The sequence below is a fragment of the Sphingomonas xanthus genome (genome assembly GCF_007998985.1).
GTDB lineage: Bacteria > Pseudomonadota > Alphaproteobacteria > Sphingomonadales > Sphingomonadaceae > Sphingomicrobium > Sphingomicrobium xanthum.
Genome location: NZ_CP041659.1, coordinates 67,451 through 94,069, shown reverse-complemented (window position 1 = coordinate 94,069; position 26,619 = coordinate 67,451). Strand labels below are relative to the sequence as shown.

At 60.7% G+C, this 26,619-nt stretch carries 25 protein-coding genes; 14 read left to right on the top strand and 11 right to left on the bottom strand.

All coding sequences use genetic code 11. The features are described from left to right. The first annotated feature begins 60 nt into the window (after positions 1-60). Positions 61-531, top strand: a complete 471-nt coding sequence (locus FMM02_RS00445; protein WP_147493025.1) for a host attachment family protein — start codon at positions 61-63, stop codon at positions 529-531. Here FMM02_RS00445 and FMM02_RS00440 read toward each other — a convergent pair. Both FMM02_RS00440 and FMM02_RS00435 read right to left on the bottom strand, forming a co-directional pair. Beyond that, positions 528-959, bottom strand: coding sequence for a DUF488 domain-containing protein (locus tag FMM02_RS00440; protein WP_147493024.1), 432 nt, complete (start codon positions 957-959; stop codon positions 528-530). The two genes, FMM02_RS00445 and FMM02_RS00440, sit on opposite strands and share 4 nt — an antisense overlap. Before the next feature lie 3 nt (positions 960-962). Further along, positions 963-1,940 (bottom strand): DUF2268 domain-containing putative Zn-dependent protease, encoded by a 978-nt coding sequence (locus tag FMM02_RS00435; RefSeq protein ID WP_147493023.1) that lies wholly within the window; start codon positions 1,938-1,940, stop codon positions 963-965. A 144-nt stretch (positions 1,941-2,084) separates the two neighbouring features. On the opposite strand from FMM02_RS00435, the gene trmFO reads away from it, so the two are divergent. The 5 genes from trmFO to FMM02_RS00410 all read left to right on the top strand — a co-directional run bounded on the left by trmFO (position 2,085) and on the right by FMM02_RS00410 (position 7,467). Continuing rightward, a complete protein-coding gene (trmFO, locus tag FMM02_RS00430; protein WP_147493022.1) occupies positions 2,085-3,419 on the top strand; it encodes a methylenetetrahydrofolate--tRNA-(uracil(54)-C(5))-methyltransferase (FADH(2)-oxidizing) TrmFO in 1,335 nt (444 codons plus the stop codon). A 238-nt stretch (positions 3,420-3,657) separates the two neighbouring features. Next, on the top strand, positions 3,658-4,449 hold the full coding sequence (locus FMM02_RS00425; RefSeq protein WP_147493021.1) for a TerC family protein: 792 nt from the start codon (positions 3,658-3,660) through the stop codon (positions 4,447-4,449). Positions 4,450-5,016: 567 nt separating this feature from the next. Then, positions 5,017-5,886, top strand: coding sequence for a cytochrome c4 (locus tag FMM02_RS00420; protein WP_147493020.1), 870 nt, complete (start codon positions 5,017-5,019; stop codon positions 5,884-5,886). Between the two features lie 172 nt (positions 5,887-6,058). Then, a complete protein-coding gene (locus tag FMM02_RS00415; RefSeq protein WP_147493019.1) occupies positions 6,059-6,523 on the top strand; it encodes a DUF2314 domain-containing protein in 465 nt (154 codons plus the stop codon). Positions 6,524-6,702: 179 nt separating this feature from the next. Beyond that, a complete protein-coding gene (locus FMM02_RS00410; RefSeq protein WP_147493018.1) occupies positions 6,703-7,467 on the top strand; it encodes a hypothetical protein in 765 nt (254 codons plus the stop codon). A 115-nt stretch (positions 7,468-7,582) separates the two neighbouring features. On the opposite strand, the gene FMM02_RS11400 is transcribed toward FMM02_RS00410, so the two are convergent. Both FMM02_RS11400 and FMM02_RS00400 read right to left on the bottom strand, forming a co-directional pair. Beyond that, positions 7,583-7,810, bottom strand: coding sequence for a GDCCVxC domain-containing (seleno)protein (locus FMM02_RS11400; RefSeq protein ID WP_147494908.1), 228 nt, complete (start codon positions 7,808-7,810; stop codon positions 7,583-7,585). Further along, positions 7,810-8,211: a hypothetical protein gene (locus FMM02_RS00400; RefSeq protein ID WP_147493017.1), complete on the bottom strand. Its 402-nt coding sequence runs from the start codon at positions 8,209-8,211 to the stop codon at positions 7,810-7,812. The genes FMM02_RS11400 and FMM02_RS00400 overlap by 1 nt, the downstream gene beginning before the upstream one ends. A 68-nt stretch (positions 8,212-8,279) precedes the next feature. On the opposite strand from FMM02_RS00400, the gene FMM02_RS00395 reads away from it, so the two are divergent. Next, entirely contained in the window at positions 8,280-8,708 is a 429-nt protein-coding gene (locus FMM02_RS00395) for a MerR family transcriptional regulator (protein WP_147493016.1), read from the top strand. Here FMM02_RS00395 and FMM02_RS00390 read toward each other — a convergent pair. The 5 genes from FMM02_RS00390 to FMM02_RS00370 form a co-directional block, all read right to left on the bottom strand. Then, a complete protein-coding gene (locus tag FMM02_RS00390) occupies positions 8,696-10,036 on the bottom strand; it encodes a dihydrolipoyl dehydrogenase family protein (RefSeq protein ID WP_147493015.1) in 1,341 nt (446 codons plus the stop codon). The genes FMM02_RS00395 and FMM02_RS00390 overlap by 13 nt on opposite strands. 564 nt (positions 10,037-10,600) lie before the next feature. Next, positions 10,601-11,278, bottom strand: coding sequence for a DUF2231 domain-containing protein (locus FMM02_RS00385; RefSeq protein ID WP_147493014.1), 678 nt, complete (start codon positions 11,276-11,278; stop codon positions 10,601-10,603). A gap of 3 nt (positions 11,279-11,281) precedes the next feature. Further along, the gene (locus FMM02_RS00380; protein ID WP_147493013.1) at positions 11,282-11,773 is read right to left on the bottom strand and encodes a YybH family protein; all 492 of its coding nucleotides are present in this window, start codon (positions 11,771-11,773) and stop codon (positions 11,282-11,284) included. 223 nt (positions 11,774-11,996) lie between these two features. After that, positions 11,997-12,392: a Cu(I)-responsive transcriptional regulator gene (gene cueR / locus FMM02_RS00375; protein WP_147493012.1), complete on the bottom strand. Its 396-nt coding sequence runs from the start codon at positions 12,390-12,392 to the stop codon at positions 11,997-11,999. Then, positions 12,389-14,563, bottom strand: a complete 2,175-nt coding sequence (locus FMM02_RS00370) for a copper-transporting P-type ATPase (RefSeq protein WP_246104785.1) — start codon at positions 14,561-14,563, stop codon at positions 12,389-12,391. The genes cueR and FMM02_RS00370 overlap by 4 nt, the downstream gene beginning before the upstream one ends. Positions 14,564-14,732: 169 nt before the next feature. Between FMM02_RS00370 and dmeF the strand changes: the two genes are divergently transcribed. Next, positions 14,733-15,650, top strand: a complete 918-nt coding sequence (gene dmeF, locus FMM02_RS00365; RefSeq protein WP_246104784.1) for a CDF family Co(II)/Ni(II) efflux transporter DmeF — start codon at positions 14,733-14,735, stop codon at positions 15,648-15,650. Positions 15,651-15,823: 173 nt separating this feature from the next. On the opposite strand, the gene FMM02_RS00360 is transcribed toward dmeF, so the two are convergent. Further along, on the bottom strand, positions 15,824-16,018 hold the full coding sequence (locus tag FMM02_RS00360; RefSeq protein ID WP_222703817.1) for a heavy-metal-associated domain-containing protein: 195 nt from the start codon (positions 16,016-16,018) through the stop codon (positions 15,824-15,826). A gap of 142 nt (positions 16,019-16,160) precedes the next feature. On the opposite strand from FMM02_RS00360, the gene FMM02_RS00355 reads away from it, so the two are divergent. Together FMM02_RS00355 and FMM02_RS00350 are read left to right on the top strand one after the other, a co-directional pair. Then, a complete protein-coding gene (locus FMM02_RS00355; protein ID WP_147493009.1) occupies positions 16,161-18,626 on the top strand; it encodes a heavy metal translocating P-type ATPase in 2,466 nt (821 codons plus the stop codon). Positions 18,627-18,653: 27 nt separating this feature from the next. Continuing rightward, the gene (locus FMM02_RS00350) at positions 18,654-19,028 is read left to right on the top strand and encodes a 5-carboxymethyl-2-hydroxymuconate Delta-isomerase (RefSeq protein ID WP_147493008.1); all 375 of its coding nucleotides are present in this window, start codon (positions 18,654-18,656) and stop codon (positions 19,026-19,028) included. Between the two features lie 310 nt (positions 19,029-19,338). On the opposite strand, the gene FMM02_RS11290 is transcribed toward FMM02_RS00350, so the two are convergent. Then, positions 19,339-23,502 (bottom strand): PAS domain S-box protein, encoded by a 4,164-nt coding sequence (locus tag FMM02_RS11290; RefSeq protein WP_147493007.1) that lies wholly within the window; start codon positions 23,500-23,502, stop codon positions 19,339-19,341. 480 nt (positions 23,503-23,982) lie between these two features. Here FMM02_RS11290 and FMM02_RS00335 point away from each other — a divergent pair, with 480 nt between their 5' ends. The 4 genes from FMM02_RS00335 (at position 23,983) to FMM02_RS00320 (ending at position 26,533) form a co-directional block, all read left to right on the top strand. After that, positions 23,983-24,321, top strand: a complete 339-nt coding sequence (locus tag FMM02_RS00335) for an ArsR/SmtB family transcription factor (protein ID WP_147493006.1) — start codon at positions 23,983-23,985, stop codon at positions 24,319-24,321. Beyond that, positions 24,318-24,797, top strand: a complete 480-nt coding sequence (locus tag FMM02_RS00330; RefSeq protein ID WP_147493005.1) for an ArsI/CadI family heavy metal resistance metalloenzyme — start codon at positions 24,318-24,320, stop codon at positions 24,795-24,797. Before FMM02_RS00335 ends, FMM02_RS00330 begins: the two co-directional genes overlap by 4 nt. 119 nt (positions 24,798-24,916) lie before the next feature. Further along, on the top strand, positions 24,917-25,588 hold the full coding sequence (locus FMM02_RS00325; RefSeq protein ID WP_147493004.1) for an aquaporin: 672 nt from the start codon (positions 24,917-24,919) through the stop codon (positions 25,586-25,588). A 123-nt stretch (positions 25,589-25,711) separates the two neighbouring features. After that, entirely contained in the window at positions 25,712-26,533 is an 822-nt protein-coding gene (locus FMM02_RS00320) for an arylamine N-acetyltransferase family protein (protein WP_147493003.1), read from the top strand. Positions 26,534-26,619: the final 86 nt, after the last annotated feature.

Genomic DNA, 26,619 nt, shown 5'->3' with positions numbered 1-26,619 from the left:
GCGGAACGGTGGCGTCAGGAGGCGCGTTGGTTTGAGGAGGCTTTAAAGAAGGAGATCCCGATGCCGCTCGACAACAACACTCTCGTCCTGGTCACCGACGGCCGCAAAACCTTGTTCTTCCGTAACGAGGGCGATGTGAACCAGATCGACCTGCGCACGGAAGCGCATGACGAGCGTGACGATGCCGGCTTCAACCGGGAACTTGCGACCGACGCCCCGGGGGTAAGTTTCCAATCTGCGGGATCGGGCCATTCGACCTATGAGGAAACCGATTTCAAGCAACTTGAGGAGGACCGCTGGGCCCATAATACGGCGGACCTCGTCAACCGGCGAGCACTAGCCAACGATTTTGAGTCCCTGGTGATCATCGCGCCGCCCAAGACTCTCGGCGAGCTCCGCAAGAAATTGCACAAGGAAGCCGAACGGCGGGTTGCTTACGAAATTCCCAAGGAAATGACGGGACGCCCGATCCCCGACATCGAGGCGCTGCTGGTCAGCCATACCAAAACCGAAGAGCCAGCTGCCTTCTAGGGAAACAAATGGGTAACTTCTGCGTCGGGCAGCGCCGCTTCTAGAAGCAGGCTGCGATGGCAGCCCTCTGGCTGGCGTTCATAGCAAAGCAGCGCGCTGGGCTGCTCCATTGCCAGTTCGCGCAGTTGTCCCATTTGGAACAGCGCCTCAGGCAGTTGGAGCTGCCCGGCGTAAATGCGCTCAAGGTCTTCCTGTCGTCCGGCGCGGGCCGCTGCCCTCCCCTCTGATGGCGTTCCCAACGCCTTCAGGTGCACATAGTCTATCCCGGCTTCAGCCAAGGCAGCCCGCAACGGTGACTTTGAAAATCCGGGTCGTCGCGATAGCGGCAGTGCACGAACATCGATTAACCGGCGGACGCCTGCGCTCTGCAAGGCGATCAGAAACTCAGCGGTCGTTGCTGCTTCGTAACCGATGCTCCAAATCCGCATCCTTTACCGCTCGAGCATCGCGCTGATCGCTTTGTCGGCCAACCCTGGCATATTCTCTTCTGGAACTCGGGCAATCTCCGCCAACGTCATGCCCTCACTTCGAAGCTGCTCGATGACCCACCAGCCCGCTGCATAGGCCTCGCGGTTCAGTCCGGCCGGCCCCTTGCCTACCGTGAAGCGAAATACCGTGTCCGAATCCTTGGCAGCAAGCGCTGGCAGCAAGCCTTTGAGTATGTCCTGTTGCTTTCCTCGCGCGGCGCTCCACCAGCCCGGCTCATGTTCAATGTAAACGGCATCTGGTTTCCCGGGATTAAGCTCACGCGCGACATGCATCGCTAGCCCCTCCTGGATGAGCGTTGCAGCGACAGATCTTTCCCAACCACCGGACAGTCCAGCCAGGTGCATATGAACGGCATGAGTGATCTCGTGCGGGAGGAGCAATCGACGTCGCTCCGCTGGCATTTCGACCGGGAAGTGAACGACCGGAACACCCTGCACCCGGGCAGCAAAGGCATTGTCATCGAACGCACCGACATAGGTCACGAGCCGAATTGCCAAGGGGCGATCTGCACCAAGTAGCCGGACAACTGCGCTGAGAGTCTCGATGGGCTCATTGCCGAACGATTTTGCCCCCTGCTGAAGGCGGGACAAACTCGCCGGATATTTGGTCCAGGCGCCGTCGAGGAGTTCTCGGGCCATCTGCTCTCCGGCCGGCCCGGGAGGCACGGCGGCAAACCCGTATTTCTCCTTCCACAAGGCGAACCGGGCGTCCGCGTCATCGACTTTGGCTGCCTCACGATAAAAGGCTAGAAACCGCGGGGTCATGTCGACGATCTCGACCTGCAGGTCCCCCGCAGACTGGAGCGTTTTGACCGGCGGGAGGCGCTCAGCCAGTGCGGGCGCGGAAAGTGCCAGTGTCGCGGCCGCCAGTGGCAGCATAAGGCAGCGGACCCAATTCACCGTCATCATCATGAGCTTCACTTGGCTAAACGGGCATCATGCGCATCACTTAGCTAAATGGAATGTCGATTCAAATGGGTTCGGACAGGCTCGACGGCTGATCTCCCTGCAGCCGGTCGAGCCACGGCTCGACTTTGACCCCGCCCAATCGCTAAGGCCCGGCGTATGACCTATGACGTGCACATCATTGGCGGTGGCCTGGCCGGATCGGAAGCCGCATGGCAACTGGCCGAGGCCGGTATCCATGTCCGACTAAGCGAAATGCGCGGAGGCGGCGACACGACCCCTGCCCATGAAACTGACCGGCTCGCCGAGATGGTCTGTTCCAACAGCTTTCGATCGGACGATGCCGAAAACAACGCGGTGGGGCTGCTCCACCAGGAAATGCGATCGCTGGGCTCGCTGATCATGGCCGCTGCCGACACCCACCGAGTGCCCGCAGGATCGGCCCTTGCCGTTGATCGGGAACGTTTCGCTTCCGAGGTGACATCCCGGCTTGGAGCTCACCCCAATATCACCCTCGTCCGAGAGCGCGTCGACGAGCTTCCGGCGACTGGCTCGGTCATCATCGCCACCGGTCCCCTCACCTCTCCCGGTCTGGCCGAATCTATCGCTCGCCGCACCGGAAGCGACGCGCTGGCTTTCTTCGATGCAATTGCGCCGATCGTTCACCGCGAGAGCATCGACATGGACATTTGCTGGATGGCCGCACGATGGGACAAGGGCGGCAAGGATTACATCAATTGCCCGATGACGAAGGAGCAATATGAAACCTTTGTCGCCGCATTGAACGCGGGCGAAAAAACCGAATTCAAGGATTGGGAGAAAGACACACCCTATTTTGAAGGCTGTATGCCCATCGAAGTCATGGCCTCGCGCGGAGTTGAAACGCTTCGCTACGGACCCATGAAAGGGGTCGGGTTAGATGATCCGCGTACGGGTCGCTGGCCGCATGCGGTGGTCCAGCTGCGACAGGACAACGCTCTTGGCACCTTGTGGAACATGGTCGGCTTTCAAACCAAGCTGAAGCACGGTGAACAGGTACGCATTTTCCGCACCATTCCGGGCCTTGAAAAGGCCGAGTTTGCCCGGCTCGGAGGGATTCACCGCAACAGCTTCATCAGGTCTCCCGAGTTGCTCGACAATGAGCTGCGCCTAAAATGCCAGCCCAACATCCGCTTCGCCGGGCAGATCACCGGTTGCGAAGGCTATGTCGAAAGCGCCGCAATTGGTCTTCTGGCGGCGCGTTTTGCGGCGGCCGAAGCCCGTGGGCAAAGTCTAGCCGGGCCGCCTTCCGAGACCGCGCTGGGCGCGCTACTTGGGCATATTACTGGCGGAGCGGAGGCTGAAACCTATCAGCCGATGAACATCAACTTTGGCCTGATGCCACCACTCGAAGGGCCGAAGTCCAAGAAGGCCGACCGTAAGAAGCTCTACACTGACCGGGCGAGGCGGGCCCTAGTCGACTGGCTCAAGCGGGCTGAATACGCACCAGCCTAACGGGCACCACGAAGTTTCATGACCGATCGGCTCGCGCAGCACGATCTAGTGTAACTTGAAAGCCAAGCCTGAAACGCATAGGGGGCACGGGCGGACCGGGCCCCTCTGGCAATCATGCAAATGATCGCGATGTCGGACCGCATCGGGTTAGCCCGGTGCAGTTTACGTGCCCTGTTGCCACTGTATCGTGCCTCTCCGATTCTATTGACCGCTTTGCTGAAGGTCCGGAGGCATATTTATGGAAGCGCTCGTCACCTTGTTTGCTGACCCCGCCGTATGGGCGGCGTTGCTCACCTTGCTGGTGATGGAGATCGTGCTTGGCATCGATAACCTGATCTTCATTTCAATTCTCTCGAATAAGCTACCCGAAGCGCAGCGCCAGAAGGCCCGGCGCATCGGCATCGGGCTGGCCCTTATTATGCGCCTAGCTTTGCTATCGACGATCGCGTGGCTTGTCGGACTGACCGAGCCGGTGTTCGACCTCGGGTTCGAGGGCGGCCCCGGATACAATGGCCAACCGACGTACGAGACCGTCTTTTCCTGGCGCGACATCATCCTCATTGCAGGCGGACTTTTCCTCGTCTGGAAGGCGACCAAGGAGATCCACCATGTCGCTGATCCGGCTACGGACGATGGAGTTTTCGACACCGGTCGCAAGGCACTGACCTTCGGCGCCGTGATCGCTCAGATTCTGCTTCTCGACGTCGTCTTCTCGATTGATTCGATCCTTACCGCCGTCGGCATGACCGATCATTTGCCGGTGATGGTGATTGCCGTCGTGGTCGCGGTTCTCGTGATGCTGCTGGCTGCCGATCCGCTCGCCAATTTCATCCGCGACAATCCGACCGTAGTCATGCTGGCGCTTGGATTCCTTTTAATGATCGGCGCAGTGTTAATCGCCGACGGTTTCGGCGTGCACGTGCCCAAAGGTTATATTTACACAGCAATGGCTTTTTCGGCGGGCATCGAAGGATTGAACATCTGGGCGCGGCGGGGAAAGAGGAGGACAGCTCCGGAGCCGGGCCAGTAATCACGCGGGCATCATCGCGACAGGTTACAGGCGGACGCTCAGCTAGCGTCCGCCATGGTTTGGTTCGCGGTGTCCCTCTATTTGGCTGACCGAAAGACGCGAAACACGGCGCCGGGACCCGAAGCAGATAGTCCGCTTTCGAGCAGGCCGAGGCATGAAGCCATCGGTTTGGCCGCGTAGGCACTGTGGCCGGACGGGGTGGAAAGCGGCATTGAACATGTTATCCCAGCAGACCAGCATGACGCTTGGGAGTGCCCGATGGACGACGAAACGAAGCGTGAGCGCGATGCGGAGCGGGCCACGTTTGATGCCCTATGTCCTTGGCATTTCCGGGATCATGCTCGCGGCCATAACCTTGCTCCTCCTGACGAAGGGCTAGCCGCCCAACGCGTCCGCTTTGAGTCAAGTGGAGACCGCCGACTACCTGGTGGTTCTGGATGGACAGCGGATTGTATCTGGAGCGCGTGCTTGCCCCGCCCTTCGGTTGCCTCAGTTCCAAGTGGATTAAGCGCCTAGCTTTGCGCGCTGCTCCCGCTGCGCTAGATTGTTCGCGACGGGGAGGTGCCAATGCGCGTGGTTGCAATGGGGCTGCTGCTGCTACTTGCGGGCTGCAGCTCACATAGTTCAGACGAACAGGCCCGCTCCGACGCTCAGCGTGCGGCGATAGCCTTCGACGGAGCCGATTACAAAAATGAGGCCGGGAAAGTTGCCCACGGCAAGCGGCTGTCATCGCTCTTTGGCTGCAGCTCCTGTCATGGTCCCGATTATAGCGGCGTAAATTTCGGCGAGTTCATCCCGCTCGTCCAAGGACTTTGGGCAAGCAATATCTCACTTTCCATGCCGAAGTTGAGCGATGCCGAGCTCGAACGGCTGCTGCGCGAGGGCGTCCATCCCGACCGGGAAATCTACTTGATGCCCTCCAAGGCGACGCAATTTCTTTCGCAGCGCGACATGGCGGCACTGATCGCCTTCCTCCGAACAATCCCACCCGCCGGCGAGCCGACCCCCCTGCCGCCCAAGGGCTTCGAGCAAGCCGTGAGGGACCGCCTTCCCAAGGACTACTGGCTAACCGAGGAGGAACGAAAAACGGGCTCCTATGCCAATGCTGCGGACGAGGTCGCCTATTTCGCTGCCCATCAGCCTGCCGATCTCGGTCCGCGGGTGGCCCGCGGCCGCCTCATAGCCACGAGCCTGTGCAGCGGCTGCCACGGCGCCGCACTCGACGGAGTCGGAGAGCCCGGCGGTGATATCCAGGGCGCGCTCGCTTATGACGATGCCACTTTCAACAAGCTGCTGACCGACAGCATCGATCGCACGGGGAAGCGAGTGCTGGTCGAAGAATGGGGCGCAGGTCACGAATTTCAGCCGCTGACTGGGGCCGAGCGCCGAGATGTAATTGCTTACGTGCGCGCCCTAGCGCGATCGCGTGCGCAATGAGCTGCTGACGTCTGCCTCGACACGCGATCATCGCGAAAAACTCCGCCTCGGAGCCCGAAACCGGACAGTCTGCTTTCGGCCATCCGCGGTCATTCGCTGAAGCCAGTAATCGACCCATGCTGACGTTAGACTGCCTCTTGCCTTCCTACGCTCCCGCGTTAATTTTCCGGCCATGACGCTCGCGCTCGCCTTCTTTCTAGTGACCGTATCCGCCTCCGTCAGTTCGGCTGGCGAGCCGGTCGCCACCTTCGTTGAGCGTGACGATCCAGAACTCGCCGCCGCTAGCGCCAAGGCCCGCGCAACTCTGTCCGACTTCCTCGCCGTGCTCGACAAGGGCGCGCCCGATACCGGCGGCTACCAGGTCAAGTTCGCGCTCACCCCGACAGAGCATATCTGGGTCGAGAACGTCGTCCGCGACGGCGACACGCTGACAGGTACGCTGGGGATGAAACCACTCCGTAGCGCGCACCAGAAAGGTGACCGCGTGACCGTGAAGTTAGGCGAGATCAGCGATTGGGGCTACTGGACCCGCGATAATGTCGCGCACGGCTTCCACGCCTATCCGGTGCTATTCGCCCGGTTACCCAAGGTCGAAGCCAACGCCCGCCGCCGCGAACTGGGCTGGCCGGAACAATAGGCGCGGCGGTTTCGCTGTGCCGTCCATTTCAGCCGGTGGCAGCGATCGACCCAAGGCAGACACTAGCAGTCGGCGCGGTGGGGCAAGTGGTCCTACTATCTTGAGCTACTGGCGCGCTGATGCCGAAACTACCGCTTCCCCTCCCCAGAAAAGAGAGGCAGACCAGCCGGGGGGCTTCAATGATCTTTCGCCGAATGACCGAGAATCTACGCCGTCAGAACTGGACGTCCGTGGCGATTGAGGTGGCAATCGTAATCGTCGGCGTGTTCATGGGGATCCAGGCCGCCAACTGGAATCAGTCACGTCAGGAACGCCAGCAAACCGAGCAGCTGCTGTCGCAGCTAGAAACTGAACTCACCACGTTCTACGGCTTTCTCGATGAGCTAGACGAATATTATGCCACGACCGCCCGCTATGCCGCTAAGGCTGACGCCGCATGGCGCGGAGACCCGTCCGTCACGGACCGCGAGTTTGTGATCGCCGCCTATCAGGCCAGCCAAGTGAACGCCGCCGGAAACAATTCCGCTGTCTGGGCGCAAATCTTCGGAGCTCAGGACCTGCGCAACATCGCGAATGTGAAAGTCCGCAGTAATCTCGCCCGCGTGATGGCGTTCGACTATGACTTGGTGAACCTGTCCTCTGTCACGACCCGTTACCGAGAGGAGGTCCGGAAGGTCATCCCGGATCATATTCAGGAGGCAATTCGGAAGCACTGCGGGGATCGCCGGGCGCCGGGCTCTATCTATGCGCTCGAGCTGCCCGCCGCGTGCCCTATCAGACTGCCGGAGCAGGACGTGGCGGCAACCGCTGCCGAACTGCGCGCCAAGCCCGAACTGCAGGGAGAGCTACGCTGGCACAAAGCGGCCGTCGCGAACCAACTTTTGAACGTGGAAACACTCAGAATCTTGCTGCGCGATCTAACGGCTCAGATTCGCCAATCGTGATTTGCTCACAGTGCAGTTAGTGTCTGCTTTCCACCCAAATCGGAAACTTGGGGCTTCGCCAGATGGGACCACACCGAACGGCGGAATTGGGTGGAAAGCGGACACTAGGTGCCGGTCACCTGGCTGAACAGCAACCCGGTGTTCCACCGGAGTTCTTCGCCTCCTGGATCGGCGGACAAGGCACGTCGCCGTAGGAGCAAAACACGCAGCAATCACCCCTCAGCGGGCGCAACACCGCTCCGCAATGGCGGCAATCATAGAAGAACTGACAGGCGTCTGTTGGCATGGTCTCTTCGGTTACGCCGCTGCACTGCGGGCAAGTGAGCGTTGAGGTGAGATGCATCACGCGCCTGCAAGCAATTTCATCAGCGGCTGCTCAATGAAGCGCGGCCAAACTGCCGAGAGCGCCGCTGCAGCTGTAGCGATGCACAGCAGCACCAAGGTCGCACGCGGCGGAGGGGCGCTCGCGCATTCTGCTTCGGCTGCACAAGCCCTGCGCTTCCGCCAATAAAGCAGCCACCCGATAGAAATCGCGACGGCGGAAGCAATGGTCAACGGCCAATGATAGGGAACGAAGGCAGCAAGGCCGCCGGCGCCAAGCCCGACAGCTGCAAACACCAACGGAAGAACGCAGCAAACGGCGGCCGAGAACAGCGCCGTGAAACCGGCACCGGCTCCAACCGCCGCCACGCCCGTTTCCGGTGCTTTCAGCGTTGGGCTTCGCGCCACAGGATCGTCAGCCAAAGCTCGTCTCCACTACGATTCGCCGTTACATGCCACCTGTAGCGATTACAGGATCAAGGAAAATCGTCATGGTCTCGACAAAGCGAACGCTCTCGCGTGGCGAACTTGCCCGCCGAACCGGCGTCAACAGCGAAACCATCCGCTACTTTGAGAGGATCGGCATTCTCTCGACCCCGCAGAGAACCGAGGGCGGGCACCGCGTTTACGACGAAGGGCATGTTCGCACCCTCTCGTTCGTCCGCCGCGCTCGTGGTCTCGGTTTCGCGCCCGATGAGGTGCGGGCGATTCTCCATCTCGGCGGCCCCGGTAAGGCCTGCTGCGCGGAAGTGCGGGACATTGCCGAGTGCCACTTGGAACAGGTCCGGGCCAAGATAGCCGATCTGCTGGAGATCGAACGCCTTCTTGCAGCGACAGTTGAGCGTTGCTCTGGCGGATCCGATCCCGATTGCGCAGTAATCGACATGATAGAACATCCGGAGCCGGTTCAAAGCATGTAGCCAATGTCGGACGCGCCGGTCGGATAGGCGAACATTGTGCTCTTAAGATCGTCTGCCGTCAGGTCGTGCCGGATTGCCAAGCCGAAGATGTTGATCGTCTCGTCAACATGCGGGCCGACGAGGTGCGCGCCGAGGATGCGGCCAGTCTCCTCCTCGACTAGAGTCTTATAGCCATAGACAGGCTCCGCCACGCGCCGCGCCGTGAACCAATCGGACGTGCGGGCTAACTTCACGCGATACCGAAGCCCTGACTCCTTCGCCTGCTGCTCGCCCATGCCGACAGCAGCGATAGGCGGCAGCGTGAAGGCGACACTTGGCACTCCGCGATAATCCGGCTTGTGCCGCTTTCCGTGGAGCAGGTTCGCCGCAACCACCTTGGCGTCATGGCTCGATACCGGCGTTAACGGCGGTCCCAGCTGCGCCGCATCGCCAGCGGCATAGACGCTTGGATTGGAGACGCTTTGCAGATGCTCGTTCAGCCTCAGGCGACCCTGTTCAGTCGCGATGTTGGCGGCGCGAAGGTTCAGCCGCTCTAGGGCCGGAACCCTGCCAGCGGCATGGACGACTACATCGGCGGGAAATGTCACCTCTTTCCCTCTCGCCTTTGCGCGCACAGTGAAGACCTCGCCGTCCCGCTCGATCGCTGTGACGGCGGTGCTCGTCTGCACGTCGATGCCTACTGCTTCAAAGGCGTCCATCAGCCACCCAACAAGGTCAGGCTCGAAGTGCGTCAACAGTCGCGGTCCACGCTGGAGAATCGTTACCTCGGCCCCGGCTCGCGCCGCGATGTGGGAGAACTCCGCCGCGATGTAGCCACCGCCGACGAGGACGATCCGGCGCGGCAGGCTCTCCATCGCAAGGAAGCCCTCATTGTCGATCAGGTGCTCCTCGCCGGGGATGCCAAGCTGCATCGGCTGAGCGCCGGAGGCAATCAGAACGTGGCGGCCACTTAGCTCCGTTGCATCGACCTCGATGGTGTTTGGCCCGGTGAACTGCGCCGCACCGTGGAAGGTGTCGATGCCTTTCTCCTGGTAGCGACGCTCGTGCTTCTCCGGCACCGGATCAGTGAAGGTGCGCTTGAAGCGGATCAGGTCGGGCCAGTCGATCCGCACCTCACCTTCGGCACCGTTCCCGCTCATCCGGCGCTCGGCGTCGATGACCTCCGCTCCGGCGACGAGCATCTTTTTTGGATCGCAGCCGCGCAGCGCGCAGGTGCCGCCAAACGGCTTCTCGTCAATGACGGCCACAGTCCGTCCCGCGTCGCGAACCCGCATTGCGGCGACCATCGCTGCGGTGCCGGTTCCGATAATGACGAGGTCGTGGGTCATGCGTGCATCTCCTCAGGAGGAAACGAGGCTGTAGCGGCTACGGGTTCCGAGGCGAGTTTCAGCTAATGTCCGAGATGGGTCGCTGTCGGTCATCTAGCGACTAGCTGAACCAATGACCTGAAACGTCGCCCTGAAGCCCGAAAGCGGACGGACCGCTTCCGGCAACTTGGGTCCCGTACGGTGCGGGCGGACGGGCCGCCTGCTACCAATAGTCGGGAGAGCAAGAAGAACAAAACGATGAAAAGAAAACCTGACGCAAAGCAGGGCCGGCAGACGATCCCCTGAAAAGACCCATGAAGCGCACGCCCCCCCCCCGGGCCAGCACACTCAAATCAAGTATCTCTTTGGCCTGCAGGAGCGGTCCATTTCTCCCGTAAGGACCCCTGCCCGAAGATCTAAAACGGTTGTTCCCAGCGGCATCGAGGCCATGATCTGGAGAGCACCCTTTGACCCGTTAGGCATTGTCCTGCCGAGCGGCATGCCGGCGACCGCGATACCGCGAATGTACTTCGAATTTGGTTGAGCAAACGGGCGGCAACTTCGACGGGCACATAGGTTTCCGCCTCACCAATTCATGTGGTCCATGCCGTGCGTAAGTGCGCCTCCGAACCATCCCTGAATGACCATCGCGGCAGTCATGACGCCAAGTCCGAATATCATGCCTGGACTACGATCCTGTTCGGGTTTGCGTAAGGCCCAGATGGCCAACGCTAACGCGCCAACGCCAACGCCGGTGCCAAACCAACGATGAAAACTGAGCAGCCAGTCGTCAGTCGCGAGAGTGAAACCTCCGTCAATCCAGCCAAGCACAGCTGCAATCGGAGCGATTATACCGCCGGCGACAACCAGAAATTGAACTGGCTTTGCGAAGGCCGGACGCCTCCGTCCGACAATCGCGGTAAAAAAGGCAGCGGGGAAGAACGCGATAGGAAAATGAACGATGATGGGGTGCAGCCTGCCGATCCAGTCGAACAGCCGCGCAGTGGCGCTCATCTTCGACCTATCGACCTTGGGCATATCCATCATCTCGCCCATTTGCGTATGCATCGCTTCTGGATCGGGCTTCGACTGCGCAACCGATCCCGGCTGAAGAGCGACCTGCTGGCGCATCTGCTCTGCCTTGAGGGCCGCTTCCCGCTGGCGGCGATGCTCTTCATGTGCAGAAGCAGGCGAGCCGGCGATGAATGTGAACGCCGCGAGGACTAACAGTCCGATACCAACTGGCCCCCGGTTCCGCTTCATTGTTCAACTTCCCTTCGGCTTGCGAGCCGAGTTGTGCATCGACAGGATTTTCCACTTCCCGTCGAGCTTCTTCAGGACACTGGTGGCCACGCCGCGCCGCTCAGCGATCTCGCCGGACTTGGTTTGAATGCGATAGCTATATGTTTCGGTGGCCAACGCGATCGGGCCCTCGAAGCGTACAGCTACTTCGTAGTCGGAGAACGAGAAAGACTTGAACGCCTTCAGTTCGGGGCCGAGGTGATGGCGTAAATATTGAGCGTATGAGCCTTCGACGCCGCCCGTCTCGAAAATTGCAGAGTCGGAAGCGAAAAACTCCTCGGTGCCCGCGGCATCAAGCCTTTCGATCGCGGACTTGTAGCGTGAGAGGACATCCCTGATGGCCGTTTCCTCGGTGGTCGCTGTTACGGCCGTAGAATGGCCCTGCGGATGTTGAACGGGCTGAGTGAGAGCAGCCTGGGAAATTGCTACGCTCGCCAACGCAATAATAGGATTCATGCTTCTCTTCCTCGGAACCATTGCTGTCTCCACAATGACCAGCATCAAAGGGGCTTCCAAGATAAATCGCCTGCTCGCGGCCAGCTGATTTCGAGAAGATGCACTTCGGTCACGCGCCTAAATCGCGCTGCTTACGAAACGTCCGCAGCGAGACATCACGCAAACGCCTCATATTCGTCGAGATGTTCCTCGAATATCGAGGCTTTTCAGCATACGGCAGTTGTCATCGGGCCTTACCCTCCAGCCCGCCGAGTATCGGGCAGTCGGGTCGGTCGTCGCCATGGCACCGCGCTGCGAGATACTCGAGCGAGCGGCGCATTTCATCCAGTTCACGGGCCTTGCGCTTGAGTTCGGCCGCCCGGGCGAGTGCTAGCGCCTTAACGTCCGCGCTGCTTCGCTCGCGGTCGTTCCACAGCGCCAGCAGTTGGCGAATTTCTTCGATTGGGAAGCCCAAGTCGCGGGCGCGGCCAATGAAGCGCAGCGCGTGCAGGTCGCGCGCGTCATAGTCGCGGTAGCCGGAATCGCGCCGCGCCGCTTCCGGCATCAGCCCTATCTTTTCATAGTGTCGAATCATCCGCTGGCTGACGCCCGAGGCCGCCGAGGCTTCACCGATCTTCATAGCTGCACCCGATTGAGTCTAAGCGAGTTACCGATCACCGCGACCGAGCTGAACGCCATGGCAGCCCCTGCAATGATTGGTGAGAGCAGGATACCGAACCAAGGATAGAGGACCCCAGCCGCGATTGGCACCCCAGCCGCATTGAACACGAACGAAAGGAAGAGGTTCTCGCGGACGTTGCGCATCGTGGCGCGGCTTAGGTTGCGGGCGCGGACAATGCCTGTGAGGTTTCCCTTGACGAGCGTGACATGGGCGCTCTCCATCGCGACATCGGTGCCGGTGCCCATAGCGATTCCGACATCTGCCGCGGCGAGAGCGGGCGCGTCATTGATGCCGTCGCCGGCCATGGCGACGCGCCGACCCTGCTTGCGCAGTTCCTCGACCTTGGCCTGCTTCTGGTCCGGCAGCACGTCGGCGATCACGTGGTCTATGCCAACACTTCGCGCCACCGCTTCAGCCGTGCGTTGGTTGTCCCCGGTCATCATCACCACATGGACGCCTTTTGCCTGGAGTTCTGCCACGGCGGACGGTGCGCTTTCTTTGATTGGGTCGGCAACCACCAGCAGGCCGGCGAGCTTGCCATCGATCGCGACGAACATGACGCCCTGACCTTCGGCGCGGTGCTCGTCGGCCTCGGCTTCCAGCGACGCGGAATCTATCCCAAGAGCGACTAGCAGCGCCTTATTACCCAATCCGACATTATGGCCCGCGACAGTGCCTGTGACACCTTTTCCGGTGTGCGACTTGAAGTCACTGCTTGAAAGCAGCTCGATACTGCGATCTTCGGCCCCCTCGATGATTGCAGCAGCGAGGGGATGTTCGCTGTCGCGCTCTAGAGACGCAGCCAGCCGAAGCACGTTCGCCTCCTGAAAATCATTTACTGGCTTGACTGCGATCAACTTGGGCTTGCCGAGCGTTAGCGTGCCAGTTTTGTCGACTACCAGCGTGTTGATGCGTTCCATCAACTCCAGCGCCTCTGCACTCTTGACGAGCACTCCGTGGGTAGCGCCCTTTCCGGTGCCGACCATGATCGACATCGGCGTGGCGAGGCCAAGCGCACATGGGCAGGCGATGATCAGCACCGCGATCGCATTGACGAGCGCATGAGCCAGTCTCGGCTCCGGGCCAACCACGTTCCAAACTGCAAAGGCTATGATTGCAATCAGCACCACGGCGGGTACGAACCAGGCGGACACCTGGTCGGCCAACTTCTGTATAGGCGCCCGCGACCGCTGCGCGTCGGCAACCATTCGCACGATCTGCGCCAGCATCGTGTCGCGGCCGACCCGCTCGGCGCGCATCAACAGGCTGCCGGTGCCGTTGACCGTGGCGCCGGTGACCTTCGCGCCAGCCTCCTTTTCGACCGGCACCGGCTCACCGCTGATCATCGATTCATCTACCGAGCTATGACCTTCGACGACCACGCCATCGACGGGTACCTTCTCACCGGGCCGAATGCGCAGCAGGTAACCGACATGGACTTGGTCCAAGGGGATATCTTCCTCGCTACCATCCTCCTTGACCCGGCGAGCCGCCTTGGGAGCGAGGCCGAGCAGGGCGCGGATCGCCGCTCCCGTCGCCGAGCGAGCGCGAAGCTCCATCACCTGACCAAGCAACACGAGCGTGGTGATAACGGCCGCTGCCTCGAAATAGACGGGCGCCAGTCCGCCCATTGTGCGGAGCGAGGTTGGGAAGATTTGCGGCGTGAGCGTTGCCACTACACTGTAGCCATAGGCCACGCCGACGCCGAGACCGATCAGCGTGAACATATTGAGGTTGCGGGTCTTGAGGCTTGCCCAGAATCGCTCGAAGAAGGGCCAGCCGCCCCACAGCACCACCGGGGTTGCCAGAGCCAGTTGCACCAACATCGAGGTCCGCATTGGCAGCAGTTCCCAGCCAAGCAGTTCCGCGCCAAAGGTCAGGAAGACCAATGGGAGCGATAGAACCGCGCTCACCCAAAAGCGCCGGTTCATGTCGATCAGTTCGGGGTTAGTGCCCTCCTCGAGCGTCGGCTCAATCGGCTCCAGCGCCATGCCGCAAATCGGGCATTGGCCCGGCCCGTCGCGCTGGATCTCGGGATGCATCGGGCAAGTCCAGATAGTGCCCGCCGCCCCCGCCGCCGCATCAATCCCAGCGTGATGTCCATGATCGTATTGTTGGCGCTGGGTCATGTCCGACCGACTCCCACTGCGACTCGTCATGATGCACTTATTGCACCTTGACATCATGTTAGGGTCAAGCAGTGTGATCGTTGCCGGCTAAAAGCCAGCGTTCGTGAAATTTGACTCTGACATTATGTCAAACCGCAAGGCGGTGCGCCTCATTAGTTGGAGCCCCACCGTGCACTCACATGAAATCGATACCGAGCGCCACAACCATGACTTTCTCGGAGCGAACCATGGTCGCAATGCCCGGCGTGTCGGCATTGCGATTGGCCTGTCCTTCTTTATCATGATTGCCGAGATCGTTGCCGGGCAAATACTCGGATCGATGGCGCTGCTCGCTGACGGGATGCACATGGCTACCCATGTCGGCGCCTTCGCCATCGCCGCTGCCGCTTATTCCTTTGCGCGAAAATACCGTACCCATCCGCGCTTCACGTTCGGGACCGGCAAGCTGGGTGACCTCGCCGCCTTTGGCAGTGCGGTCGTCCTGGCATTCATGGCGGTCCTTATTGCATGGGAAAGCGCGGGTCGGTTCTCGTCGCCTGACCCGGTCAGGTACGACGAAGCGATCATCATCGCCGTCATCGGATTGGCGGCAAATATCGTAACCGCGATTCTCCTCCAGGGTGAAGGTTCAGGCCATCACCATCATCATGGTGCCGAAGGCCACCACCATGACCATAATCACCGCGCCGCCTTTCTTCATGTTGTCGCCGATGCCTTGACCTCGGTACTGGCCATCGCCGGGCTAGCGGCAGCCAAATATGCCGGCTGGATCTGGATGGATCCGGCGATGGGCATTGTCGGCGCCGTGATCATCGGCCGCTGGTCGATTCAACTAATGAGGGATTCCGGCGCGGTCCTACTCGACGCCGCGGTCGGCCCGGCACTTCCCGCAGCGATACGCGAGCGAGTCGAGACCGAGGTTGATCGAGTCGCTGACATTCATGTCTGGCGGGTCGGTCCGGGGCACACCGCCGCCATACTGTCACTGGTTAGCGCCGATCCCAAGAAACCGGGAGAATATAAGGCGCGGCTGTCCGACCTCGGTGAGCTTTGCCATGTCACGGTCGAGGTGCGCGAGGCGGCATGAGAATGCCGGGCTTGACCTTGACACTGTGTCAGGTCGGATAAATCCGAATCGCCGCCATCGAGTAGTTCCTCCCTCGGTCCGGTAGGAAGGGTGCAGCAGCCCCCCCCCTTCTGCTGCACCCTTCCAAACCAGATAGGAAACGGGGCGAGCGACGCACGCCCGCCCCCGGAAGCTCAGGACGCTTCGACCAGATAGCCGGCCTTCTCGATCGCTACCGTCAACTGTGGCAGCTTGGCGATGGTATTGATCGCGACGCGCTTGGTTTCCAAATCAATCTCGACCTCGGCATTGGGATCGACGCTGTGGACCGCGTTGGTCACCGCGCGCGCGCAGGGGCCGCAGCTCATTCCGCGAACAGTTATTTCCATGATTCATGTTCTCCAATTGGTTGGGGAACCAGCCGAATGAGGCCTGACACCATGCCAAGGTCAAGGGCCTTGGCGCCCAGTTGACCCTGACATGTTGGCAAGGGTCATACGCCGGAACGAATCGAACCGAGGAGATAGAATAATGGCCACTGTCGCGACCCGATCGGCGGCGTTTGCCGGCTCGCTTGAGCAGATCGGCATAAGTGTCGAGGGTATGACGTGCGGCTCTTGCGTCGCGCGGGTCGAGCGGGCCGTTAAGGCATTGCCAGGCGTCCGTGACGTATCGGTCAATCTGGCCAGTGAGAGGGCGACGGTGTCCTATGACCCTGGCAAAACCGATCTGTCTGACATCGACAATGCCATCGCCGCGGCGGGCTATTCGGCCGCCAGCGAGGAACATAAACTTTCGATCGATGGCATGACCTGCGCCTCGTGCGTGGCGCGGATTGAGCGGGCTATTAAGGCGGTCCCTGGCGTTCGCGATGCCACGGTCAATCTTGCGACGGAGAAGGCCCAGGTCACGGCGCTGGCTGGCACTTCGCCGGCAGACATCATCGCTGCGGTCGCGGGGGCCGGCTATAGCGCACGCACCGCGGACGGTGGCGCGGGCACAACAGCCCAAGGCGATGAAGAGCGGCAGGCCAAGGCCGCGCGGATCGAACAGTTCCATGTGATTGCCGCGACGTTGCTTTCCCTTCCGCTTGTCGCCCCGATGCTGCTCGCGATCTTGGGCATCAACCTCACTGTTCCGGGCTGGCTGCAACTCGCGCTGGCTACGCCGGTCCAGTTCTGGATCGGCGCACGCTTCTACCGGGCCGGATGGCGCGCCCTGAAGGCCGGTACAGGCAACATGGATTTGCTAGTCGCCCTGGGCACCTCGGCTGCCTTTGGTATGAGCACCTACCAATTGTTCTTCGACCACCGCATGCCGGGTATGGCCGAGCCACACTATTATTTCGAAGCCGCGGCAGTCGTGATCACCTTGGTGCTGCTGGGTAAATGGCTTGAAGGTCGGGCCAAGCGCCAAACCGGAGCAGCCATCCGCGCATTGATGGCGCTGCGGCCCGACACGGCTCGCGTCCTGCTGCCTGATGGCGAGGAACAACAGGTTCCAGCGGGCCATGTGCGGGTTGGCCATAAGGTGCGCGTGCGCCCCGGCGAGCGCATCCCGGTCGACGGGCGCGTGCTTGAAGGCGTGACCAGTGTCGACGAATCCATGCTGACCGGCGAGAGTTTGCCGGTAGCAAAGGGAGTCGGCGACGCAGTCACCGGCGGATCGATCAACGGCGAAGGGTTGCTACTGGTCGAGACCACCGCCGTCGGCGCGGAATCGGTACTTGCCCGAATCGTGCGGCTGGTCGAGAGCGCCCAGGGTTCCAAGGCGCCGATCCAGCGGCTGGTCGATCAACTGAGTGCCATCTTTGTCCCGGTTGTCATCGCCATCGCCCTCGCGACCTTTGCGGGATGGATGATGTGGGGCGCCTCGCTGGAAACGGCGATGCTCAACGCTGTGTCGGTGCTCGTCATCGCCTGTCCCTGCGCGCTTGGCCTCGCCACGCCGACCGCGATCATGGCCGGAACCGGTGTAGCCGCCCGGGCAGGCGTTCTGATCAAGGACGCCGAGGCACTCGAAACGGCGCACCGCGTAAATATGGTGGTCTTTGACAAGACGGGAACGTTGACCGAAGGGCGACCCACGCTGGTCGGCGCGGTGCCAGTCGACGGCACCGCACGCAGCCAATTGCTCGGCCTTGCAGCGGGACTCCAGCAGGGCAGCGAGCATCCGCTCGCCGTCGCGGTTATGGCGGCCGCCGAAATCGAGCAGATCGCTCCCGCGCCGGTCCAGGACATGCGGGCTATCCCTGGTAAGGGAGTCGGCGCCACTGTTAGCGGGCGCAAGCTGGTGCTCGGCAGTAGCCGCCTGATGGCCGAACTGGGGATCGTTACCGGCGAACTCGACCGGACGGCAAAAGAGCTCGAGGAGCAGGGCCGGTCGGTTTCCTGGCTCGCCCAGATTTCACCCGACAAGCATCTCATCGGCATTCTCGGCTTCGGCGATGAGCCGAAGGACGCCGCTCGGGCTGCGATCGAGAGTCTTCACGCGAGAGGCATCGCGACAGTCATGCTCACGGGCGACAATGCCGGAAGCGCCCGGGCCATCGCCAATCGCCTCGGGATCGATCACGTCATCAGCAATGTCCTGCCCGACGAAAAGGCTGACGCCGTTGCCGCACTTAGGAAGCAGGGCCAGACCATCGCAATGATCGGCGACGGCATCAACGACGCGCCGGCGTTGGCTGCCGCGGATGTCGCGATGGCCATGTCGACCGGGACAGATGTCGCGATGCATACTGCCGGCGTGACGCTGATGCGCGGGGACCCTCGGCTGGTTGCGGACGCCATCCAAATTTCGCAGCGAACCTATGCCAAGATCCAACAGGGACTGTTCTGGGCGTTCATTTACAACGTCGTTGGCGTGCCGCTCGCAGCACTGGGCTACCTCACCCCAATAGTCGCGGGAGGTGCCATGGCTTTGTCCAGCGTCAGCGTCGTAGCCAATGCTCTGCTGCTGCGACGCTGGCGCGCCGACGCGTCAATTAGGCCGTAAGACCGGGATGGACAGGGAGAAATTGGAATGCCCCAGGCAAGTGTTGAATATAGCAGCAACGTCGCGGAACTGTTCGACGTGCATGGCTTTACTCAGGTCCTTCACGCAGAACTGGTTGAACTGACCGATACCGATCTTCAAAGCTGCAAGACGCGGCTGATTGAGCTGAACGACGTAGTCATTGGCGATGGATCGCCGAATAATGCCATGGTTCATGTCGACATAGGCATATTTTCTGGCCGACCGCCTCAGCAGAAGACCGATCTTGGCAAGTCCGTCCTGGCGGCTGCCATGTCCTTCCTGCGCGAATGGCAAGGCGGCAATCTACAGGTTACCGTCGCGGTCAACGACCTCGACATCGACAACTACCACAAGATCGAAATTCAAAATTCAAAGGCTTGAAGGGAGTGCCCGCGACCAGGAGTCACATGGCGGATACATCCCGTGTTGGTGGAAGGTGGACGTTAGTCTGCCCAGTCATTCCGCAGGTCGCGGACCCGGAGTCGGCCATACGGTATCCAGACTAAGGCCACTGCCATGAATGCCCACAATGGCGCGCCCAGAAGCGCCAAGACACCAGCCACAAAAGCTGGTTCGGCCACAATCCGACATGCCTTGAAGTAGATACGAAAATGGTCGCGCCAAGTTGGCGGCTGGTAGTCCGGCATGGCCCCATCATTCACCTGCATCGCGATGTCGGCAATGGGTCAGCTTAAGACTTTCTGCTGACGCAACTTACGCCCAGTGCGCTGAGCGCCTGTTGAAGCTTTGCTGCGGTGTACGGCTTGCCTGCCACGCCTATACACTTGTCCTCGGCGAAGCGCGCGCGCAGCTCTGCCGCGTGCTCGCCGCAGACAAGCAGGATCGGAAGGTCGGCGTAGTTGGCGCGAAGCTCAACAGCCAACGCATCTCCTCTTTTCTCTGGCAAAGCGACGTCGAGAATTATTGCGTCGTATCGCCCTTGCGCGGCGCGTACCCGGTTAAGCGCCTCGGATGCATTCGCCGCCTCGTCGATGGCATAACCCGCGTCGTCCAGCACTTCGATGGCGAACATGCGCGCCGTTGAATCTGCTTCCACCACAAGCACACGGCCAGTCTTGCCGGCATCGAGGACATCCCTGATCTTCCGAGCAAGCCCCTGATAGGTAAATGGCTTGGCGATCATTTCCACGCCAAGGTCGAGGCGCCCGCCGTGTACGATCGCATTTCGAGTGTAGCCGGACGTGTAGAGCACCTTCAGATTCCGCTGATGCGAGCGGGCCAGGTCGGCGAGCTCCCGTCCGGACATCGTCGGCATAACCACGTCGGTGAAGAGAAGATCGATTTGGGTATCCTGGCGCTCGATCAAGCGTAGCGCCGATGGTCCATCATGCGCTTCCAAAACCCGATATCCGAGTTCGCGCAGGATCTCGACCGAGTAGGCCCGCACGTCGTCGTCATCCTCGACAACGAGGATTGTGTGCTCACGACTTGGAAGATCAGCCTCAAGACTGGAGGGCGCTAATTCAGCTTCTTTGCCGCTCATCAGGCGTGGCAGGTAAATCTTGATGGTCGTGCCCTGGCCTTCTTCCGAATAGACGGTCACGTGGCCGCCCGACTGTTTTACGAAACCGTACACCATCGAGAGGCCGAGGCCGGTCCCCTTGCCGACTTCCTTGGTAGTGAAGAATGGGTCGAACACCTGTGCCAGTGTCTTCTTCGACATGCCATGGCCAGTATCGGAGACAGCAATCACCACGTAGGATCCGGACGTCACTTCCGCATGAGCGGATGAATATTCCTCGTCGAGATACGCGTTGGCGGTTTCGATTGTCAGCCTGCCCCCGCCCGGCATTGCATCGCGTGCATTTACCGCGAGATTCAGGATCGCGCTTTCCAGCTGGTTGGGATCCACTTCGACCAACCAGAGCCCAGGATTGGAAACCGTCTCAAGCTTCACCGTTTCGCCCAGTGAGCGATGTAGCAACTCTGCCATGCCGGTGACGAGCTTGTCGACATTGATCGGCTTTGGCTCGAGGGGCTGCCGCCGCGAGAAGGCAAGTAGCCGCTGGGTCAATGCCGCAGCACGGTCTGCGCCCTTCTGGGCATTGTCCAGCGCTCTTCCGGCACGGGCCTTCTCCCCGCCCGCCAAGCTCCGGCGTGCCATGTCGACGTTTCCAGTTATGATCGTAAGCAAATTGTTGAAGTCATGGGCGATGCCCCCGGTAAGCTGACCTACCGCTTCCATCTTCTGCGATTGGCGTAGAGCCTCTTCGGCCTGTTCGCGCTCCGCGATTACCTCGGCGACCCGCCGCTCAAGTGTCTCGTTGAGTTCACGCAGCGCTTCTTCGGCGCGCCGGCGCTCTGTCAGATCAAGCATCGCGCCGATCATCCGGACTGCCCGGCCCTGCGCGTCACGCAACACGAATCCGCGGTCGAGGACATGAACATGCCCACCATCGCTCGTCAGGAAACGGTATTCCTCCGTCCAGTGGCTGTCGCCCCCATCGATGACAGCGTGGATGCTCTCCTCCACGCGCTCCCGGTCTTCCGGGTGGATGTGCTCAAGCCACCAAGTGCCAGTCGGTTCCACCCCGTCTTCGGAATAGCCGAACATCGTATGCACGGCTTCATTCCACTGTACGTGATCTCGGACGAGGTCCCAGTCCCAGATGGCGTCGTTGGTTGCGCGTGATGCGAGGCGGTAGCGTTCTTCGGTTTCACGCAGAGCCGCCTCGGAACGCTTGCGCTCGGTAACATCCAGGATCGTGCAGATGGCGCCAATATGCTCGCCGTCACGCATGAACGGCGAGACCCAGTATTCAACGGGCACGGGTGACCCGTCGAGCCGATAGAACAGTTCGTCAGAGATGTGGGCAGACTCGCCGGTGCTTGCGCATCGGTAAATGGGGCATTGCTCGACCGCATAGTGCGACCCGTCGGGATGGGTGTGATGAATAAGGTCGTGAAGTTTCCGACCGATCACTTCTTCTTCGCTCGAGAAGCCCATCATGGTCAGAAACCCGTTGCTGACCAGCGTGGTCTTGCCCTCGCGGTCGACCGAGTAGAAAGCGCCGGCCGCTGCATCCAGGACGAGGCGCAGACGTTCCTCGCTTTCGCGTAACGCCGTTTCCGCCTTCTGCTGAGCGCTGATATCGGTGTTGGTACCAAACCAGCGGATTAGCTCGCCGTCCTCATTTCGGATCGGCTCGGCTCGAGTGAGGAACCAGCGATACTCCCCCGAGGCAGAGCGCAGCAGATACGTGCCCTCCCATGGTTCGCCGGCCGCCCAGTTCCGCTGCACTTCCTCGATTACCCGATCGATGTGATCAGGGTGATGAACCTCGCGCCAGCCCCAGCCCTGCATCGATTCAAAATCGGTGCCCGTGTAGTCGTACCAGCGCTTGTTGTACCAAAAGATCGATCCGTCGGCTTCGGCCATCCAGGCGAGCTGGCTGACATTCTCCGCGAGCATCTGGAACTCGGCGGCCTTCTCTCGCAGACGGGCTTCGCTTTCCTGAAGTGCTTGCTCGGCGATCGTGCGCTCGATGACGAGCGCCGCCGAACGCGTCACGATTTCAATCACCTCCAGGTCAGCGGGCATCGGCTCGCGCGGCTCGCGGTAGTACATGGCGAAGGTGCCGAGGACCTCGCCTTGACCTGACAATATTGGTGTCGACCAGCAGGCTCTGAGGTCGTGCGCCAACGCTAAATCACTGAATTCCGTCCATAATGGATCGGTGGCGATATCGGCCACATAGACGGGCGTCTTATGAAATGCGGCGGTACCGCACGAGCCCACCTCGGGCCCGATCTCGATCCCATCGATCGCCTGATTATAAGCATCCGGCAGGCTCGGCGCCGCCCCGTGCCTCAGGTGGATTCCATCTGGTTCGAGCAGCAAAACGGAGCCGAGCATTCCAAATGGGGACTGTGCTTCGACGGTGCGAAGGAGCGTGTCGAGCAGCTGGTCGAGTGGTGCGTCCCTTACCGCCAGTTCGAGCATCTGGCTTTGCGCAGCCCGCAAGGCGTCGGCGCGAGCCCGCTCGGTCACGTCCGAGCCTTCGATGAAAATGCCGCTGACCTGGCCCTGATTGTCAGTGATCGGCTGGAAAACGAAGTCCACGACGCGATGTTCGGTCGGACCGTCCGGGGTGCGCTGAAGGCCGACATCCACAGCGCTTCCGATGAATGCCTTGCCGGTGCGATAAACGTCGTCGAGAATCTCGAAAAAGCCCTGGTCGGCTACTTCCGGTACTGCCTCGCGGGCCGCCTTGCCGATCACCTCGCGATGACCCAGCAATTGCATGTAGGCCGGGTTGGCCAATTCGAACACATGCTCAGGACCGCGCAGGACAGCCATAAAGCCCGGGGCCTGCTCGAACATTTGTTTAAGTCGCTCGCGCTCGGCGACCGTTTGACGTTCGGCGAGCACCCGCTCGGTTGTTTCCACGACGATCGCGATGACACCGGCGGGCCTTCCGGTCTCGTCGGGTACCGGCGAATAATCGAGGTTCATCCAGACCTGTTCAGGCCGGCCATGGCGATGGAGGGTAAGCTCCTGATCCTTATACGCGAGCGTACCTCCGGCAAGACAGACTTTCATGACATTGTCGTTGAAATCGGCGACTTCCGGCCAACCCTCGCGCACCTTGCTGCCTAGCAATCCGGGATGGCGGGCGCTCGCGAATACGGAATAAGCGTCGTTGTAGATCATGACGCCGTCCTCGCCCCACAACATCACGATCGGGACCGGCGAATTGAGAAGAATGGCGGTGGCCGTCTTGAGGCTTTGTGGCCAGCTGTCGATCGCACCGAGCGGCGTTTTGGACCAGTCAAAATTTCGGACACGGCCCGCCATTTCACCTTCGGCTGGCAGGAACTCAAGGTTACTCATCAGGTCGGGCTCATCGTTAGTAAGCTCGGCATACGCCGCAGATACTTGCCGCAAGGCTCGGGAGAATTCTGGCAGACTTAGCAGCGAGTTTGAATTCCGAAAACCTCTCCCTCCAGTGGCGTTTCGCAGCTTGGTTGAGTGATCATTTGAACAATGCCGAATTGCGCCCGGGTAAGGCGAAGATTCGGACCGATCATGCCAAGGGGCGGAACTGCCATCTTTACCTGCTAGAACGCCAATGATTGGCTATCGGTCAAAGGCAGTAAGCTCCGGCATTTCCCGACACGGGAACCGTCAATTCGAGTTAATTCGAAATAAGGATTGACAGGGACGCGGATTACCATCATTTCGAGATCCGTCGAAAGGACGAATCATGCGACTCTTCAATCTGGTGCTGACGACCCTGTGGCACCGCTGGATGGCACCGCCCCGGGCCTACTGCTGCTCCACCTGCTGCATCAATTTCGCAGGCTTTCGCTAATGGACATCCATAGTGCCGCCATCGCGCTCGGCGCCCTCGCGCAGGAACATCGTCTCGCCTTGTTTCGCCTGCTCGTTCAGGCCGGGCCTGACGGCCTCCCTGCTGGCGCGATCGCCTCGGAGCTCGGCATCCCGAACAGCTCGCTCTCATTCCACCTCGCCCAGCTGCGCGGGGCTCGGCTGATCACGCAGGAGCGGCAACACCGTTCGCTGATTTACCGCGCCAACTATCCGGTGATGAACGGCCTGATCGATTACCTCACTGAAAATTGTTGCGCCGGCTCCGACTGCCCGGATCCGGCCGTCCCATCCTCCCCAGTCCAAAGGAAACCTTCATGAAGCGCTTGCATGTCCACGTCGGTGTCAAGAATCTTGACGCCTCTATCCGGTTTTACTCGACCCTGTTCGGCGCCGAGCCGAGCGTCACCAAGCACGACTATGCCAAGTGGATGCTAGATGACCCCCGGGTCAATTTCGCCATTTCCGCCGGCCATCACGCGGCCAAGGGCATCGAGCACCTCGGCATCCAGGTTGAAAATGGCGAGGAACTGGCCGTGGTTTACGGTCGATTGAAGGCCGCCGACCGCCCAGTCCTCGAGGAAGGCGCGACTACCTGCTGTTACGCCAAAAGCGAGAAGAGCTGGATTACGGACCCCGACGGAGTCGTGTGGGAAACCTTCCTTACGAACGGCGAGGCTACCATTTACGGCGACAGCCCTGCTCTCGATGCCGCCTCGCTCAATGCATCCCCCGAAACTTGCTGCGCACCAGCGTTGCGGTCACCGCAACCTGAATGCGACGCGGCCTGTAGCTAAGCTGGAACCGGGGGCAACCAGCATGAGCGACCGGACCTACAGTACCCTTCCCCTCGCCCTACTGATCGATGTCATCGACGAACTGGCGAACAGGTTGAGCGAGATGAGCAAGGCTAGCGATGACCGCCAGAATATTAATTGAGCCGCTCGGGCGGCGGGTGGCCGCCGAGGGTGTGGGCTCCTTCTTCCTGTTTGGCGCCGTGATCGGCTCGGGCATTATGGCAGAGGGGCTGAGCGGCAGCGATGTGGCGCTCGCCCTGCTCGCCAATACCCTTGCGACAGGTGCCATCCTTTTCGTGATTATTGCGATGCTGGGGCCGGTGTCGGGCGGACACTTCAATCCTGCGGTGTCGCTGGTCATGGCGGCACGACGGGAGCTGCCCTGGAAAGACGTCGCGCCCTACGTCATTGCGCAGCTTGTCGGCGGCCTGCTCGGCGCGCTCGCGGCGCATCTGATGTTCGATCTGCCGCTATGGCAAGTCTCGCTGAAGGCCAGGACCGGTGTTGGCCAGTGGGTGGGCGAGGTAATCGCGACATTCGGCCTGATCCTGACGATCATTGGCACGGCGCGGGCTCGGCCCGGCTTGGTTCCCGCCAGCGTGGCTCTCTACATCACCGCGGCTTACTGGTTCACTTCCTCAACGAGCTTCGCCAACCCCGCGATCACCGTGGTGCGAAGTTTGACCGACAGTTTCGCTGGAATCGCGCCAGGGAATGTGGCGTTTTTCATTGTCGCACAGTTGCTCGGCGCCTTTTTGGCGGCTGCGATAGGAAAACAACTGTTCGACTGATCGTAAGGTTTGGACGGGAGCAATCTGATTGCAGTTGTGCAAACGCTGCCTGCACAATCCGTCAATTATACGAGACGCGATATCGGCCTAGTCCCTGCTTTAGAAGCTGCAGGGAAACAAGAAATGTATACGCCAGTCGATTTGGCCTCCTACTGTCGACGAATTGGCTACTGCGGCCCACTTGTCCCAACGTTGACCACTCTCACTGACCTACAAAGGCAGCATATTGCGGCGATCCCGTTTGAAGCCATTGATATACTGCTCGGTAATGGCACCGACATCCGGCCGGAGGCGGTAGACTCTAAACTCCTTGGCCGTAAGCGGGGCGGCTGCTGCCTGGAGCAGAACATGCTCTTCGCGCGCGTCCTAAACCAGATAGGGTTCAGGATCGAAATCATGATGGGACGGGTTTTTCGCGGCTCTCCTCCGAATGACCCTCAACCCCGCACCCACCTGGCCACTTGCGTCACGATCGAGGGAGACCGCTGGCTGGCCGATGTCGCCTTTGGCGCTTATGTCCCACCAGAGCCATTGCGCATGGAAGTGGATGTCGCCCAAGCCACCCAATTCGATACTTATCGGGTCGTGCAAAAGCTAAATGGCTTTTCACTTGAGGTTCTTATCGGTGCCCAGTGGGAGTGCCTTTACTGGCTTTCCACCGATCCCATCTACCCGTCGGATCTTCAGATGGCGAACTGGCATGTTACAACTCATCCGGACTCCCCCTTTCGGCGCCAGTTGATTGCCGCCAGGACGACGCCCTCAGCCCGGTTCGCATTACTGGAAAATCGGCTCACGACCCACTTTCCGGATGGCAGGAGAGAACAATCAATTCTGTCGGCGATCGAGGTGGAGGCTGCGCTTTCAGAACAGTTTGGGCTAGAGGTCGCGCCTTCGTGGCGGTCGACTTTGGAGCGCGCCGCTTTGGCAGGAGCCGGTAACTAGTTGGAGGCCGGACGCTAGGCCATGCAATTGGCCATCCTTCTGATGGCTAGGGTCACCCAAGCGCTGCAGGTGTCGGCAAATCCGGC

Coding starts and splice junctions, on each gene's coding strand:
- FMM02_RS00445 (WP_147493025.1), top strand. CDS start 61: ATGCCGCTCGACAACAACACTCTCGTCCTGGTCACCGACGGCCGCAAA.
- FMM02_RS00440 (WP_147493024.1), bottom strand. CDS start 959: ATGCGGATTTGGAGCATCGGTTACGAAGCAGCAACGACCGCTGAGTTT.
- trmFO (WP_147493022.1), top strand. CDS start 2,085: ATGACCTATGACGTGCACATCATTGGCGGTGGCCTGGCCGGATCGGAA.
- FMM02_RS00425 (WP_147493021.1), top strand. CDS start 3,658: ATGGAAGCGCTCGTCACCTTGTTTGCTGACCCCGCCGTATGGGCGGCG.
- FMM02_RS00420 (WP_147493020.1), top strand. CDS start 5,017: ATGCGCGTGGTTGCAATGGGGCTGCTGCTGCTACTTGCGGGCTGCAGC.
- FMM02_RS00415 (WP_147493019.1), top strand. CDS start 6,059: ATGACGCTCGCGCTCGCCTTCTTTCTAGTGACCGTATCCGCCTCCGTC.
- FMM02_RS00410 (WP_147493018.1), top strand. CDS start 6,703: ATGATCTTTCGCCGAATGACCGAGAATCTACGCCGTCAGAACTGGACG.
- FMM02_RS11400 (WP_147494908.1), bottom strand. CDS start 7,810: ATGCATCTCACCTCAACGCTCACTTGCCCGCAGTGCAGCGGCGTAACC.
- FMM02_RS00395 (WP_147493016.1), top strand. CDS start 8,280: ATGGTCTCGACAAAGCGAACGCTCTCGCGTGGCGAACTTGCCCGCCGA.
- FMM02_RS00390 (WP_147493015.1), bottom strand. CDS start 10,036: ATGACCCACGACCTCGTCATTATCGGAACCGGCACCGCAGCGATGGTC.
- FMM02_RS00385 (WP_147493014.1), bottom strand. CDS start 11,278: ATGAAGCGGAACCGGGGGCCAGTTGGTATCGGACTGTTAGTCCTCGCG.
- FMM02_RS00380 (WP_147493013.1), bottom strand. CDS start 11,773: ATGAATCCTATTATTGCGTTGGCGAGCGTAGCAATTTCCCAGGCTGCT.
- cueR (WP_147493012.1), bottom strand. CDS start 12,392: ATGAAGATCGGTGAAGCCTCGGCGGCCTCGGGCGTCAGCCAGCGGATG.
- FMM02_RS00370 (WP_246104785.1), bottom strand. CDS start 14,563: ATGACCCAGCGCCAACAATACGATCATGGACATCACGCTGGGATTGAT.
- FMM02_RS00360 (WP_222703817.1), bottom strand. CDS start 16,018: ATGGAAATAACTGTTCGCGGAATGAGCTGCGGCCCCTGCGCGCGCGCG.
- FMM02_RS00355 (WP_147493009.1), top strand. CDS start 16,161: ATGGCCACTGTCGCGACCCGATCGGCGGCGTTTGCCGGCTCGCTTGAG.
- FMM02_RS00350 (WP_147493008.1), top strand. CDS start 18,654: ATGCCCCAGGCAAGTGTTGAATATAGCAGCAACGTCGCGGAACTGTTC.
- FMM02_RS11290 (WP_147493007.1), bottom strand. CDS start 23,502: ATGAGTAACCTTGAGTTCCTGCCAGCCGAAGGTGAAATGGCGGGCCGT.
- FMM02_RS00335 (WP_147493006.1), top strand. CDS start 23,983: ATGGACATCCATAGTGCCGCCATCGCGCTCGGCGCCCTCGCGCAGGAA.
- FMM02_RS00330 (WP_147493005.1), top strand. CDS start 24,318: ATGAAGCGCTTGCATGTCCACGTCGGTGTCAAGAATCTTGACGCCTCT.
- FMM02_RS00325 (WP_147493004.1), top strand. CDS start 24,917: ATGACCGCCAGAATATTAATTGAGCCGCTCGGGCGGCGGGTGGCCGCC.
- FMM02_RS00320 (WP_147493003.1), top strand. CDS start 25,712: ATGTATACGCCAGTCGATTTGGCCTCCTACTGTCGACGAATTGGCTAC.